Below are 13,731 nucleotides of genomic sequence, written 5' to 3' on the forward strand. Positions count from 1 at the left end.
GCGCCGGGCGGGAGGCGTGCGGGGGTGCGGCCGGGGGCCGGAGGGACCGGCCCCCGGGGGCGGGTCGTGGCTCAGAACTCGCTGGTGCGGAAGGGCCTCTCGGGCCGGTCCAGGTCGGGCTTGCCCAGCACCTTGGGTGAGGAGAGCGCGTAGATGCCGTGGTTGGTGAGGACCCAGGCGATGTTGCGGTCCCACTCCACGTACACGCCGTGGGTCTGGTTGCCGTACGCGTAGTCCGGGGTGTCGGTGCCGTACGCCTTGGGGACGAAGTAGGCGTCGATCTCGGGTGCGGCCGGGTCGGAGACGTCGAAGAACTGCACGCCCGCGTTGTAGAAGCCGTAGCCGAGGACGCCGGGGGTGTGTCGGCCCGGGTTGGTGTAGGAGCCGGTGCGCTTGGGGCCGAAGCTGCCGCGGCGCTGGCAGAAGTCGCTGAACCCGGCCGACGGCGGCGGGGTCGGGCGGGGCAGGACGCCGACGACGCGCGGGTTCTTCGGGTCCTTCGCGTCGATCTGGTAGACGTCCTTGTAGGGCTCGTAACAGTCCTCGGTGAGGGGGTATCCGGAGTAGTAGACGATGCCGGTCCTCTCGTACTGGGAGACGTCGATGTTGTCGCCCTCGGTGCCCGCGACGGACGGCGGCAGGTCGAGGTGGCTCACGGTCCTCATGTCGGCCGGGTTCGAGATGTCGAGGACGGTCAGTCCGTAGCCGCCCATGGCCGCGAAGGCGTAGCGCCCGCCCTGCTCGACGGGCTTGGGGATGAAGAGCGGCATGCGCGCGCCCATCCAGCTGGTCCGGTTGCCGCAGCGCGGGTTCTTGCGGTACGCCGCGTCCTCGCCGGTCCGCTGGCCCGGCAGGTGCCAGGTGTCGAGGAGTCTGGGGTGGGCGGGGTCGGCCATGTCCCAGGACTGGTAGCCGGCCGAGTGCAGGTTGGTCGGGTACTCGGTGCGGGAGTAGGTGTCGTCGGGCGCCGTGGCGATGAACATGTACCGCTGGCCGGTCCAGTACGGCGTGTCGAGGGATCCGGAGCCCTGCTGCGCCGTGCCGGGGTCGCTCCTGAGGGGGTCCTTCTGCGTGGCGTCGGTGGAGACGGTCGCGAGGAGCTTCCAGTCCTTCTTGCGGGGGCCGTCCAGGCGGAAGACCTTGAAGCCCTTGAGACCGGGCTTCTCGCGCAGCTTCCTCACCCCGTCGGGGTTGTTGTACTTGTCGTGGGCGGGGTCGTCCGTGAGCTCCTGGATCTGCCGCTTGCCCTCGAAGCTCTGCACCATCACGTAGGCGTCGAGCTTCTTGTTCCACTGGATGGTGGAGGCGCCCCAGTAGTCGCCGGCCGCCCAGGTGCCGTTGGCCCTCGTCTCGTCGCCGTCCACGTCCTGGCGGCTCATCCGCTCGACGACCTGGACCTTCCTGACGTCCGTGATGTCGTAGACGCGGCCCTCGGACCTGTCGTACTGGAACATGTAGCGGCGGCCGTCGAAGTCGACGATGTTCTGCCAGGTGTGGAAGTGGTCGGGGGTGAAGTCCGCCCCCTCGTAGGCGGCTTCGACCTTCATGTTCTTGATGTACGAGCGGGTGTCGTAGTCCTTGTTGCGGCCGGGGAAGGAGTGCTCGTGCTCCTCGTCGACCGGGGTGAGGGCCGGGTGGCGGAAGGAGTCGTCCAGCTGCATGCCGTACGCGCCGGGGTCCGCGGGCTCGGGGCGCCGGTCGGCGCAGACCTCGGGGACGTTCGGATCGACGGCGGTGGCCGCGGGGGCGGCGCCGGAGCTGCCCGGCACGAGGAGGGTGGCGGCGGTGGCGGCGGCGACTGCCGTGGCCAGGGCCGCTCTGGTGCGGAGGGATCGCATGGACTGTCCTTGGGTCTCGGCGGCGGAGAGCGGACGTGCGGCGGCGCGCGGGGGTACGGCGCGGCCCGCCGGCGCGGCGGGGAACCGGCCGGCGTGGACCGGTCGCGCGGTGGTCACCCGGGTGCGGTGACGTCGGGATCGCGCGGCCGGGGATCGGGGGGAAGCGGTCAGGTGACGGTCGGGCGCTGCTGGTGGGCGTCCGTGCGGTGGTTGCCGGTGGCGGCGACGTCGCGGAGCGCGCGCACGGCGTGCAGGACGTCCGCGTGCGTGAGGTAGAGGGCGTTGAACCCGAAGCGGAGCAGGTCCGGGGCGCGCATGTCGCCGATGACGCCGCGCGCGGTGAGTGCGGAGACGAGCGGGTACGCCTCCGGGTGCCGGAGGGCGACCTGGCTGCCGCGGCGGGCGGGCTCGCGCGGGGTGGCCAGGGTGAATCCGAGACCGTCGAGGAGGGAGTCGGCGCACTCCTGGAAGAAGCCGGTGAGGGAGAGGCTCTTGGTCCGCACGTCCGCCATGTCGACGCCGTCGAACGCCGTCAGGGCGGCCTCCAGCGCGACCAGCGAGAGCAGGGCGGGGGTGCCGATGCGGGCCCGGGTGATGCCGTCGGCGGGGGCGTACGCACCGGACATGGCGAACGGCTCGGCGTGCCCGTGCCAGCCGGTGACGGGATGGTCGAAGGCCTGCTGGTGGCGGGTGGCGACGTAGGCGAAGGCCGGGGCGCCGGGGCCGCCGGAGAGGTACTTGTAGCCGCATCCCACGGCGAAGTCCGCTTCCATGGCGTCGAGTTCGACGGGCAGCGCGCCGGCGGCGTGGCACAGGTCCCAGTGCGCCAGGGCTCCGGCGGCGTGCGCGGCGGCGGTGAGGGCGGCCGTGTCGTGGAGCGCTCCGGTGCGGTAGTCCACCGGCGCGTAGGCGGCGACGGCGACGTCGGTCCCTTCGGCGGCGAGGACCGCGGGGGCCTCGGCTGCCGGGACCCGGCGGACCTCCAGGTCCAGGAGGCGCCCCACCGAGTCGGCGATGTACTGGTCCGTGGGGAAGTGGTCGGGGTCGGTGAGCAGCAGGCGGCGGCCGGGGCGGAGCCGGGCGGCGGCGAGGAGGGTGTTGAACAGCTGGACGCTGGTGGAGTCCCCCGCCACCACCTGGCCCGGTGCCGCGCCGATCAGCCGGCCGATGGCGTCGCCGGTGCGTACCGGGGCGTCCCACCAGCCGTTGGCGTTCCAGGAGCGGATGAGGTCGGTGCCCCACTGCCGGTGGACGGCGTCCTCGACCGCCGGGGGCACGGCGGCGGGAAGGGCTCCGAGGGAGTTGCCGTCGAGGTAGACGATCCCCTCGGGGAGGAGGAAGCGGTCGCGGACGGGGGCGAGCGGGTCGGCGGCGTCGAGCGCGGCGGCCCGCCCGTCGAGGGCGGCGGCGGCCGGGTCCGGCACGGCGGTGGGGCCGCCGGGCGGGGCTCCGGTGGTTCGGGGCTGTATGCCGGAGAGTGTTCCGGGGGTGGTTCCGGGGGTGGTTCCGGTCTGCACGGGGTCACTCCGTCGGTGCGAGAGGGGCGGGGGTGAGCGGCGGGGCGGCGGGGGTGGCGTGGTCGCGGGCGAGGTCGAGCGCGATGTCGGCGAGGAGGTCCTCCTGGCCGCCGACGAGACGGCGGCGGCCGGCCGCGACGAGCAGGTCCCGGGTGTCGAGGCCGTGCCGCAGGGCGGTGGTCTCCGCGTGCCGCAGGAAGCTGGAGTACACCCCGGCGTAGCCGAGGGTGAGCGTCTCCCGGTCGACGCGGACGGGCCGGTCCTGCGTCGGCCGTACGAGGTCCTCGGCCGCGTCCATCAGCGGGAACAGCGCGCAGCCGTGGTCCCAGCCCAGGAGGTCGAAGACCGCCACGGTCGGCTCCAGGGGCGCGTTCCCGGCTCCGGCGCCCTGGCCGGCGAGCGAGGCGTCGACGCGGTAGGCGCCCGCCTCCACGGCCGTGACGCTGTTGGCCACGCCCAGACCGAGGTTGTGGTGGGCGTGGATGCCGATCTCGGTGGCCGGGTCGAGGACGTCCCGGTAGGCGCGGACCCGGTCGCGTACGCCGTCCATGGTGAGCCGGCCGCCGGAGTCCGTGACGTAGACGCAGTGCGCGCCGTACGACTCCATGAGGCGGGCCTGGGCGGCCAGTTCGGCCGGGGGCGCCATGTGGGACATCATGAGGAACCCGGCCACGTCCATCCCCAGCTCGCGGGCCAGGCCGATGTGCTGGGCGGAGATGTCCGCCTCGGTGCAGTGGGTGGCGACGCGTACGGAGGCGACTCCGAGGGCGTGGGCGCGGCGGAGGTCCTCGGCCGTGCCCACTCCGGGCAGCAGCAGGGTGGTGAGCCGGGCCCGGTCGAGGACCTCCGCCGCGGCCTCCAGCCACTCCCAGTCGGTGTGCGCGCCGGGCCCGTAGGTGACGGAGGAGCCGGAGAGTCCGTCGCCGTGGGCGACCTCGACGGCGTCGACGCCGGCGGCCTCCAGGGCGGCGGCGACGGCCCGTACCTGATCGAGGGTGTAGCGGTGCGACACGGCGTGCATGCCGTCGCGGAGGGTGACGTCCTGGACGTAGACGGAGGTCATCGGGCCGGGCTCCGTTCGGCCAGGCGCTCGGCGGTGCGCAGCGCGGCGGAGGTCATGATGTCGAGGTTTCCGGCGTAGGCCGGGAGGTAGTGGGCGGCGCCCTCGACCTCCAGGTAGACGGAGACGAGCAGTCGGCCGCCGCCGGCGAGCCGGGTGAGCGGGTCTCCGTCGGGGAGCCGGCGGAACTGCGGTTCCTGCTTGAGCCGGTAGCCGGGGACGTAGGCGGCGACGGCGGCCGCGCTCGCGTGGACGGAGGCGGCGACGCGTGCGGTGTCGCAGTCGTCGACGACGCAGTGCACGGTGTCGCGCATGAGGAGTGCGGGTTCGGCCGGGTTGAGGACGATGATCGCCTTCCCGCGGGCGGCGCCGCCGACGCGTTCCAGGGCGCGGGCGGTGGTCTCGGTGAACTCGTCGATGTTGGCCCGGGTGCCGGGGCCGGCGGACCGCGAGGCGATGGAGGCGACGATCTCGGCGTAGTGCACCGGGGTCACGGCGGAGACGGCGGCGACGATGGGGACGGTGGCCTGGCCGCCGCAGGTGACCATGTTGAGGTTGGGGGCGTCGAGGTGCTCGTCGAGGTTGACGGAGGGGACGACGTAGGGGCCGAGGGCGGCCGGGGTGAGGTCGACGATCTGCTTGCCGTGGGGCGCGAGGGCCGCCGCGTTGCGGTGGTGGGCGGCTGCCGAGGTGGCGTCGAAGACGAGGTCGATGTCGGCGAAGTCGTCGAGGGCGAGCAGGCCCGCCACGCCGTCGGCGCTGGTCCGCACGCCGAGCCGGCGGGCTCGGGCGAGCCCCTCCGACTCCGGGTCGATGCCGATCATCGCGGCGGCGGTGACGTTCCCGGCCCCACGGACGATCTTGATGAGGAGGTCGGTGCCGATGTTGCCCGACCCGATCACGGCTGCCTTCATCGGACGGCCTCCTTCAGGAGCGGGGTGAGGCCGAAGAAGCGGACGGCGTTGCCGCCGAGGACGGCCTCCGTCTCCTCGGGGGTGAGGGCGCTCTCCCGTACCAGTCGGCCGATGTCCTCCTCGCCGAGCGGGAAGGGGTGGTCGGAGCCGAGGAGCACCCGCTCCGCGCCCATCACGTCCACGAGCAGGCGGAGGGCGCCCGGGTCGAAGACGGCGGAGTCGACGGAGAAGCGACGGGTGTAGTGCGAGGGCGGGTGGGGGCTGTCGGCGCGGACGATGTCGCGGCGGTGCCAGGCGTTGTCGGCCCGGCCGAGGAGGTAGGGGAAGCTGCCGCCGCCGTGGGCGAACAGCAGGCGGAGGGAGGCCGGCAGGCGTTCGAAGGCGCCGGACAGGATGAGCGACAGGATGGTCAGGTGCGTCTCGGCGGCCATGCCGGCCAGCCAGGCCAGCATGTACCGGGAGAACCTCGGGCCGGCCGGGAGGTCCCAGGGATGGACGAGGACGGCCGCGTCCTCCTCGGCGCAGTGGGTGAGGAACTCCAGGAGCGCTCCGTGGTCGAGGTCGCGGTCGCCGAGGTGGTTGCCGATGTGGACGCCGTGGAAGCCCTGCCGCATCGCCTCGCTGAGCACGGCGCAGGCCGTCTCGGTGTCCTGGAGGGGCACCTGGCAGAGGGGGGCCAGCCGGTGCGGGGCGTGGGAGCCGTAGGCGAGGAGGCGGGAGTTGACGGTGCGGCACCAGTCGGCGGCGCGGCCGGCGTCCAGCCCGTAGCCGAAGAGGAGCGGGGTGCTGGAGAGGACCTGGACGTCCACGCCGAGCCGGTCGAGGTCGGCGATCCGCGCGGCGGGGTCCCACAGGGTGCGGCGCACCGGCCGGTACTCGGTCGACCCCGCCATCATCATCCCGGCGTCGGGGCCGTCCGTGGTGCGCAGCCAGGGGCCGTCGTCGGAGCCGGTGAGCCGCCGGGACTCGGCGCGGCCGATCTCCGGGAAGACGTGGGCGTGGATGTCGACGACGGTCATGCGCCGTCCTCTTCCTCGCGGCGGGTGCGGGGGCGCAGGGCTTCCGGCCAGTCCTTGCCGGGGTGCAGGGAGCCGCAGGCGCCGCAGGTGCGTGCGGTCTCGTCGCCGTAGAAGGCGTCGAAGACGGGCGGGAGGTCGTCGACGATCGAGGTGAGCTGGACCTCGCTCCGGTGGACCAGGTGGTGGCAGTCCGTGCAGTACCACTCGAAGGCGTCGAGCCGTCCCCGCGGGCGGGCGAACTCGACGACCAGGCCGATGCTGTCCTCCTCGGGGCGCTGCGGGGAGTGCCGCACGTGCGGCGGGAGGAGGAAGACGTCGCCCTCGCGGATGTGGATGTCGCGGGGCGGGCTGCCCTCCTGGTCCATGACGCGGAGCACCATGTCGCCCTTGAGCTGGTAGAAGAACTCCTCGATCGGGTCGTCGTGGAAGTCGGTGCGGCGGTTGGGTCCGCCGACGACCGTCACCATCAGGTCGGCGTCCTGCCAGATCTGGACGTTGCCGACGGGCGGCTCGAGCAGGTGGCGGTGTTCCTCGATCCAGGCCTGGAGGTTGAACGGTCTCATGGTCATGGGCGCGGTTCCTCGTTCCGGATCTGCGGTGCCGCGGTGTTCCGCGGGATGTGGGCGACGGCGCTGATCTCGATCAGCAGGTGCGGGTGGGGCAGCTGGTGGACGGCGACGGTGGTGCGGGCCGGGCCGGTCTCGTCGAAGTACTCGGCGTAGACCTCGTTGTAGCCGCCGAAGTCGTTCATGTGGACGAGGTACGTGGTGACGGAGACGAGGTCCTCCAGGCCGCCGCCCGCCGCGGCCAGCAGCCGTGCGATGTTGTCGAGCACGGCCCGGGTCTGTACGCGGATGTCGAGGTCCGTCACCCCCATGGTGTCGGCGCTCGCGCCGGCGAACGTGCCGTCGGGGCGACGGGAGCTCGTGCCGGAGACGAAGACCAGGTCGCCGGCGCGGCGGAGGTGGGGGAAGCGGCCGCGGGGCGGGGCGGCGCCGGGCACGATCACGCGTCCCCCTCGGTGGTGAGGGCGACGGCGCCGAGGCCGGCGACCGTGGCGCGGACGTGGGTTCCGGGCGGCAGGGGTACGGCGGCGGTGGCCGCCCCGGCCAGGATCACCGTCCCCGGGGGCAGTTCACCGGCGAGGCGGGCGGCGGCGGCGAGGGCGCGCAGCGGGTTCCCGAGGATGGCCGCGGTGGAGCCGGTCTCGGCGAGGCGCCCGTCGAGTTCCAGCAGGACACCGAGGTTGCCGAGGTCGCGCGGGGAGGTCCAGGTCCCCACGGCGTAGCCCGCGGCGGAGGTGTTGTCGGCGATCACCTCGGGGAGCGAGAACCGGAAGCCGTCGTAGCGGGAGTCGATGACCTCCAGTGCCGGGGCGACGGCGGCGACCGCGGCGGCGGGGTCGCCGCCGGGGCGCAGGGTGTCGCCGAGGAGGAAGGCCACCTCGGGCTCCACCCTCGGGTGGATCAGTCCGGAGACGTCGAGCCGCCCGCCGTCGGCGGTCTCCATACAGTCCGTCAGCCGCCCGTGGATCAGGTCGGACACGCCCATCTGCCGCATCTTGGCCCGGCTGGTGAAGCCCAGCTTGAAGCCGGTGATCCGCTCTCCGCGGGCCAGTCGCCGGGCGACCAGCGCCTCCTGGACGGCGTAGGCCTCTCCGGTGTCGTCCAGTCCGGTCGTTCCGCCGGGCAGCGGGCGCCCTTCGCGTGCGGCCGTGTCGAGCGCTTCGGCCAGTGCCGTGGTGTTCATCGGGTGTCTCCCTCCGGGCCGGTGCTGCCGAAGCGGGCGCGCACCGATCCGAGGCCGTCGATCCGGGCTTCGAGCACGTCACCGGGCTCGACGGTCGTCATGGGGCCGAGCGCCCCGGTGAGCAGGGTGTCCCCGGCGCGCAGCGGGTGGCCGAGCCGGACGAGCGTGTCGGCCAGCCAGACGGCGGCGTGCAGCGGATGGCCGAGGCAGGCGGCGCCCGCGCCCGTGGAGACGGGTTCGCCGTGGCGTTCGAGGACCATGCCGGCGGTCCGCAGGTCGAGTGCGCGCAGCGGTACGGGGCGGGTGCCGAGGACGTACGCGCCGCTGGAGGCGTTGTCGGCGATCGTGTCGACGGCGGAGATGTCCCAGTCGCGGATGCGACTGCCCACCACCTCGACGGCGGGCAGGGCGAAGGCGGTCGCCCGGATGACGTCGGCGACGGTGTGCCGGTCGTGGGTGAGGTCGTGCTCCAGGACCAGGGCGACCTCGGCCTCGGCCCGCGCCTGGAGCACGGTGCCCCAGGGGATCTCCGCGCCGTCCGGTACGGCCATGTCGTCCGTCAGTCGGCCGAAGTCCGGTGTGTCGACGCCGAGCTGGGCCTGCACGGCCGCCGAGGTCAGCCCGATCTTCCAGCCCGTGACGCGGCGGCCCTCGGCGCGCCGTCGGTCGGCGAGCGCCGTCTGGACGGCGTATGCGGCGGCCAGGTCGCCGGGGGGCAGCAGGTCGCGAACGGGTTCGCAGGGCACGCCGGTGAGGCGCGCCGTGTCGAGGCGTTCGGCGGCGCGGGCCACCGCGGGGTGCAGCGTGCTCACAGTTTCACGCACACATTCATCGGTTCGGAGAAGAAGTCGAGGGAGTGGTCGCCGCCCTCACGGCCGATCCCGGAGGCCTTCACGCCGCCGAAGGGGGTGCGGAGGTCGCGCAGGTTCCAGGTGTTGACCCAGGCGATGCCGACGTCGAGGGCGGGGGCGACCCGGTGCGCCCTGCTGACGTCGCCCGTCCAGACGGTGGCGGCGAGCCCGTACGGGCCGGCGTCGGCGAGGGCCAGGGCCTCCTCCTCGGTGTCGAAGGGCGCCAGGTGGACGACGGGGCCGAAGATCTCCTCGCGGACCGCCGGGTGGTCCTCCGGGAGGCCGGCGAGGACGGTCGGCCGCACCCAGAAGCCGCCGTCGCGGTCGTCGGAGAAGCGCGGCGCGCCGCCGCCCGCGAGGACGTCGCCGTCGGCGGCGGCCTTGTCGAGGTGGCCGAGGACCTTGTCGCGGTGGGCCGCGGAGATCATCGGGCCGTATCCGGTCAGTGCTTCGGCGCCGGCGGCGAGCTGCCGGGCGAAGGCGTCGAAGACCGGCCGCTCCACGTAGACCCGCTCGGTGCACAGGCACACCTGCCCGCTGTGCGTGAAGGACGAGCGGAGGGTGCCCGCCACGGCCTGTTCCAGGTCCGCGTCGGCGAAGACGAGTCCCGCGTTCTTGCCGCCCAGTTCGAAGGAGACCGGGGCGAGGCGCGCGGCGGCGGCCCGCATGATGGTCCCGCCGGTGCGCGACTCCCCGGTGAAGGCGATGGCGTCCACGCCGGGGTGCTCGGTGAGCCACTGGCCTGCGGCGTTCGCGCCGCCGCCGTGGACGAGGTTGAAGACCCCCGCCGGCACCTCGGCCTCCGCCATGACCTCGGCGAGCAGGCAGGCGGTGCCGGGGGTCAGTTCGGAGGGCTTGGCCACCACCGTGTTGCCCGTGGCGAGGGCGGGCGCGACCTTCCAGGTGAGCAGCAGCAGCGGCAGGTTCCACGGCGAGATCACGGCGACGACGCCGAGCGGCTTGTGCACCGTGTAGTTCAGGGCGCCGCGGCCGTCGGGGGTGGTCGTGTGCCAGGACCGTTCGGCGCGCCCGGCCAGGAGGTCGGCGTACGCCCGGAAGTTGGCGACGGCCCGCGGGATGTCGACCGTCGAGGCGAGCTCGCGGGGCTTGCCCGTGTCGGCGCACTCGGCGGTGACGAAGTCCTCGAAGCGCCGCTCGATGCCGTCGGCGACCCGGTGCAGGAGCCGCGCCCGGTCCGCGGGGCTCCAGGAGGCCCAGGGGCCCCGCAAGGCCTGCCGCGCCGCGCCCACCGCACGGTCGACCAGCTCCCGTGAGGCCGCGGGCACTTCGCCGACGACGGTCCCGCGGGTCGGGTCGATGAGCGGGAACGGGACCCCCGAGGAGTCGAACCCGCCCCCTACGTAATGCCGCACAGGTGAGCGCACCTTGCAGACCTCCGCTGCCGGGCCGGGGTTGCGGATCTGTCGCCCCGGCGTGTGCCGGTATCGTGCACCCACCGAGCCATACCCAACCAATGCCAAACGGCGTTCTTCCCATACCGATTCGGGTATGCGAACGTCGTGCGCGTCCGACCGCCCCCCCGGAGAGGAGCCCCGGCGATGGACCTGCTGGACGGCCGGCTGAAGTTCCGGCATCTCACCCTGCTCGTCGCGATCCTCGACCACGGGAGCGTGGGCCGTGCGGCCGAGACGCTCCATCTCACCCAGCCCGCCGCCACCCGCACCCTGCGCGAGCTGGAGGGCATCGCCGACCTGCCGCTCTTCGTCCGCATGCCGCGCGGCATGCGGGCGACGCTCTACGGGGAGGCGCTGGCCGAGCACGCCCGCGCCGTCATCGCCGAGATGCGGCGGGCCGGCGAGCACCTCACCGGTCTGCGTCAGGGCCGGGAGGGGACCGTGACCGTGGGCGCGCTCCTCGCCGGCACCAACGTGCTGCTCCCCCGGGCGGTGGCGCAGCTCAAGCGGGAGCGGCCCCGGGTCACGGTGGTCGTACGGGAGGGCACGCCGGACGTCCTCACTCCGGCCCTGCTGGCGGGGGAACTGGACGTCATCGTCGGCCGGGTGGGACCGGCGCCCAAGGAGGGGGACGGGCTGCGCCAGCGGCGGCTCTACCGGGAGCGCATCCGGCTCGCGGTCCGGTCCGGCCACCCTCTTGTGGAGACCGGCGGCGTCACGCTGACGGACTGCCTCGACTTCCCGTGGATCCTTCCGGTCGAGCAGACCGCGCTGCGCCAGGAGCTCGGGGCCCTGTTCGCCGACCGGGGGCTGGCGCTGCCCGCCGACCGGGTCGAGTGCACGTCCATCCTCACCATGCGGGCCCTGCTGCTGCAGACGGACATGGTCGCGCTGCTGCCGGAGCTCGTCCTGCGCGCCGACGAGCGGTTGGCCGCCCTGCCCGTCGAACTCCCCTCGGTGGGGCGCACAGTGGGCACGACGGAGGCGGCCCACCGCACCCGCACCCCCGCCCTCCGGGCTCTGCTGCACCACCTGGAGCAGGAGGCGGCCCTGCTGCGGGAGACGCTGTCGGCCGCGGACGAGGAGGCGGTCACCTCGTGAAGTAGTCCTTCGCCTTCTCCTTGCGCTCCCGGGCCTTGCCCCGCAGCCCGAGGGCGGCCCCCTTGATCTCCGTGGTCTTCTTGCCGCGGATGTGGCCGGTCTTCCGCATGGCCTTGCCCATGACCTGCTCGGCCTTGGCCTTGGCCTTCTCCTTGGCACTCATGGCGATGCCTCCTCACGACGCTGGGATGTACCGTCTGCCCGGGTACGCGCGGCGTAGTCGACGGCCGGGCTCCGGCCCGTCAGGGGATGGCGGGCCCCGCCCGTCCCTCGCCCGTCCGCGCCGTCCCCCCGGAGAGGGAGTGCGGCGCGACCACCGTGAAGCGGGCGCCGTCGGGGTCGGCCAGTTCGACCCACCGGCTCGCCGCGGAGGTGCCCACCGGGGAGGCGACGGAGCCTCCCCGCCCGACGGCGGAGGTGATCGTCGCGTCCAGCTCCGGTACGGGGAAGTGGACCCGCCAGCGGGGCCTGATCGCGGCGTCGGACGCCCCCTCGGCCGCACTGCCGCTGATGTGGGCGACGTCGTCGGAACCGTGGCGGAGGACGACGTGGTCGTGCTCGTGGGACGCCACGCACCGGCCCGGTCCCTCCCCCGCCCAGCCGAGGACCTGCCCGTAGAAGACCGAGGACGCGAGGGCGTCGCGCGTGTGGAGGTCCAGCCAGGCGGGGGCGCTGCCCCTCCCCACGGACCAGTCGGGGACCACGGCCCCCTCCCAGAAGCCGAAGACCGCTCCGGCGGGATCGGCGGCCAGTCCCGCCCGACCGGTGCCGAAGGTGAGGGGTCCCACGGCCATCGTCGCCCCGCGTTCGCGGATCCGGCCCGCGGTGACGTCGGCGTCCTCGACGGCGAAGTACGGCGTCCAGGCCACCGGCACGTCCAGGGGTTCGGCGAGGGCGCCGATCCCCGCGACGGGGGTGCCCTCCCGGAGCGCGACCGCGAAGCCGTCTCCCAGGCCGCTGGCCCGGAACCGCCAGCCGAGGACTCCCGCGTAGAAGCGCTTGGCGGCCTCCAGGTCCCGGGTCATCAGACTGACCCAGCACGGGGCGCCCGCGATCTCGTGGCTCGACGTCGACACGGCCGTCACCCTCGGTTCGCACAGGCGGGACGGGACCCTTCCACCGTAAACCCGGGGCGGTCGTCGGGCCGCGCGTGCGGGGCGCGGACGGGCTTCGGGGGCTTCCGGAGCTTCGGGACGGCGCGCCCGGGTAGCCGGGCCTGGGGGGACCGAGACATCCGGGGGGACCGAGATGAAGGGAAGCGCGGCATGACGTCCTTCGGCTACTTCCTGTCCTGCGAGGAGTTCACCCCGGACCAGTTGCTGCGCCAGGCACGCCTGGCCGCGGACGCGGGGTTCACCCGCCTGGCCGTCTCCGACCACTTCCACCCGTGGACCAGTACGCAGGGCAGCAGCCCCTTCGTGTGGTCGGTGATCGGCGCCCTGTCCCAGACGGTGGACCTGCCCGTCACCACGCTCGTGACCTGCCCGACCGTGCGGTTGCACCCGGCGGTGACCGCCCAGGCCGCGGCGACGTCCAGTGTCCTGCTGGACGGCCGTTTCACGCTGGGCGTGGGCACCGGCGAGGCCCTCAACGAGCACGTGCTCGGCGACCGGTGGCCCGCCTTCGACGAGCGCGCCGAGATGCTGGAGGAGGCCGTAGAGGTGATGCGCGAGCTGTTCACCGGCCGCGACGTCAGCCGGCGGGGCCGGCACTACACGGTCGACAACGCCCGCCTCTACACCGTCCCCGCGGCACCGCCCGCGATCCTCGTCTCCGGCTTCGGCCCCAAGGCGGCCGCGCTCGCCGGGCGCATCGGGGACGGCTTCGTCACCATGGGCCCGGACGAGGAGGCCCTGGCCTCCTTCCGCGAGGCGGGAGGAGAGGGCAAACACGTCGTCGGCGGCCTCAAGGTCTGCTGGGACCAGGACCGCGAGGTGGCCGTCGAGACGGCCCACCGCATGTGGCCGACCGAGCAGCTGCCCGGCGAACTGAACCAGATCCTCCCGACGCCCGCCCACTTCGAACAGGCCAGTGCGCTCGTGACCCGGGAGCAGGTGGCCGGCTCCGTACCGTGCGGCCCGGACGTGGAGGAGCACGTCGCGGCCGTCCGCGCGTACGTGGACGCCGGATTCGACGAGGTGTACGTCGGCCAGATCGGGCAGGGGCAGGAGGAGTTCTTCACCGCCTACCGCGAGAAGGTGCTGCCCGCCCTGGGCGGCTGACCGGCCGGGCGGTGTTCGGCAGCCCCCGCCGAGCCGCGCGAGACT

14 protein-coding genes are annotated in these 13,731 nt (G+C 73.8%); 2 read left to right on the forward strand and 12 right to left on the reverse strand.

The features are described 5' to 3' along the window. Positions 1-71: 71 nt before the first annotated feature. The 10 genes from ACF09E_RS00950 to ACF09E_RS00995 form a co-directional block, all read right to left on the reverse strand. The gene (locus tag ACF09E_RS00950; RefSeq protein WP_392203200.1) at positions 72-1,838 is read right to left on the reverse strand and encodes a hypothetical protein; all 1,767 of its coding nucleotides are present in this window, start codon (positions 1,836-1,838) and stop codon (positions 72-74) included. Between the two features lie 167 nt (positions 1,839-2,005). Further along, on the reverse strand, positions 2,006-3,262 hold the full coding sequence (gene kynU / locus ACF09E_RS00955; protein ID WP_392203835.1) for a kynureninase: 1,257 nt from the start codon (positions 3,260-3,262) through the stop codon (positions 2,006-2,008). Between the two features lie 97 nt (positions 3,263-3,359). After that, entirely contained in the window at positions 3,360-4,418 is a 1,059-nt protein-coding gene (gene dmpG / locus ACF09E_RS00960) for a 4-hydroxy-2-oxovalerate aldolase (RefSeq protein WP_392203201.1), read from the reverse strand. Next, the gene (locus ACF09E_RS00965; RefSeq protein WP_392203202.1) at positions 4,415-5,329 is read right to left on the reverse strand and encodes an acetaldehyde dehydrogenase (acetylating); all 915 of its coding nucleotides are present in this window, start codon (positions 5,327-5,329) and stop codon (positions 4,415-4,417) included. Before ACF09E_RS00965 ends, dmpG begins: the two co-directional genes overlap by 4 nt. Beyond that, entirely contained in the window at positions 5,326-6,348 is a 1,023-nt protein-coding gene (locus tag ACF09E_RS00970; RefSeq protein ID WP_392203203.1) for an amidohydrolase family protein, read from the reverse strand. Before ACF09E_RS00970 ends, ACF09E_RS00965 begins: the two co-directional genes overlap by 4 nt. Continuing rightward, positions 6,345-6,917, reverse strand: a complete 573-nt coding sequence (locus tag ACF09E_RS00975) for a 3-hydroxyanthranilate 3,4-dioxygenase (protein WP_392203204.1) — start codon at positions 6,915-6,917, stop codon at positions 6,345-6,347. Before ACF09E_RS00975 ends, ACF09E_RS00970 begins: the two co-directional genes overlap by 4 nt. Next, on the reverse strand, positions 6,914-7,357 hold the full coding sequence (locus ACF09E_RS00980) for a RidA family protein (protein WP_392203205.1): 444 nt from the start codon (positions 7,355-7,357) through the stop codon (positions 6,914-6,916). Before ACF09E_RS00980 ends, ACF09E_RS00975 begins: the two co-directional genes overlap by 4 nt. Beyond that, positions 7,354-8,097, reverse strand: a complete 744-nt coding sequence (locus ACF09E_RS00985) for a 2-keto-4-pentenoate hydratase (protein WP_392203206.1) — start codon at positions 8,095-8,097, stop codon at positions 7,354-7,356. The genes ACF09E_RS00980 and ACF09E_RS00985 overlap by 4 nt, the downstream gene beginning before the upstream one ends. Then, entirely contained in the window at positions 8,094-8,909 is an 816-nt protein-coding gene (locus tag ACF09E_RS00990) for a 2-keto-4-pentenoate hydratase (RefSeq protein ID WP_392203207.1), read from the reverse strand. Before ACF09E_RS00990 ends, ACF09E_RS00985 begins: the two co-directional genes overlap by 4 nt. Then, a complete protein-coding gene (locus ACF09E_RS00995; protein WP_392203208.1) occupies positions 8,906-10,321 on the reverse strand; it encodes a 2-hydroxymuconic semialdehyde dehydrogenase in 1,416 nt (471 codons plus the stop codon). The genes ACF09E_RS00990 and ACF09E_RS00995 overlap by 4 nt, the downstream gene beginning before the upstream one ends. 186 nt (positions 10,322-10,507) lie before the next feature. Between ACF09E_RS00995 and ACF09E_RS01000 the strand changes: the two genes are divergently transcribed. Next, on the forward strand, positions 10,508-11,464 hold the full coding sequence (locus ACF09E_RS01000) for a LysR substrate-binding domain-containing protein (RefSeq protein WP_392203209.1): 957 nt from the start codon (positions 10,508-10,510) through the stop codon (positions 11,462-11,464). On the opposite strand, the gene ACF09E_RS01005 is transcribed toward ACF09E_RS01000, so the two are convergent. Next, on the reverse strand, positions 11,454-11,627 hold the full coding sequence (locus ACF09E_RS01005) for a hypothetical protein (RefSeq protein WP_392203210.1): 174 nt from the start codon (positions 11,625-11,627) through the stop codon (positions 11,454-11,456). The genes ACF09E_RS01000 and ACF09E_RS01005 overlap by 11 nt on opposite strands. Before the next feature lie 79 nt (positions 11,628-11,706). Next, the gene (locus ACF09E_RS01010; protein WP_392203836.1) at positions 11,707-12,489 is read right to left on the reverse strand and encodes a VOC family protein; all 783 of its coding nucleotides are present in this window, start codon (positions 12,487-12,489) and stop codon (positions 11,707-11,709) included. Between the two features lie 240 nt (positions 12,490-12,729). Here ACF09E_RS01010 and ACF09E_RS01015 point away from each other — a divergent pair, with 240 nt between their 5' ends. Then, a complete protein-coding gene (locus ACF09E_RS01015; RefSeq protein ID WP_392203211.1) occupies positions 12,730-13,686 on the forward strand; it encodes a TIGR03557 family F420-dependent LLM class oxidoreductase in 957 nt (318 codons plus the stop codon). Positions 13,687-13,731: the final 45 nt, after the last annotated feature.

Source organism: Streptomyces sp. NPDC014891, from assembly GCF_043081085.1.
Lineage (GTDB): Bacteria > Actinomycetota > Actinomycetes > Streptomycetales > Streptomycetaceae > Streptomyces.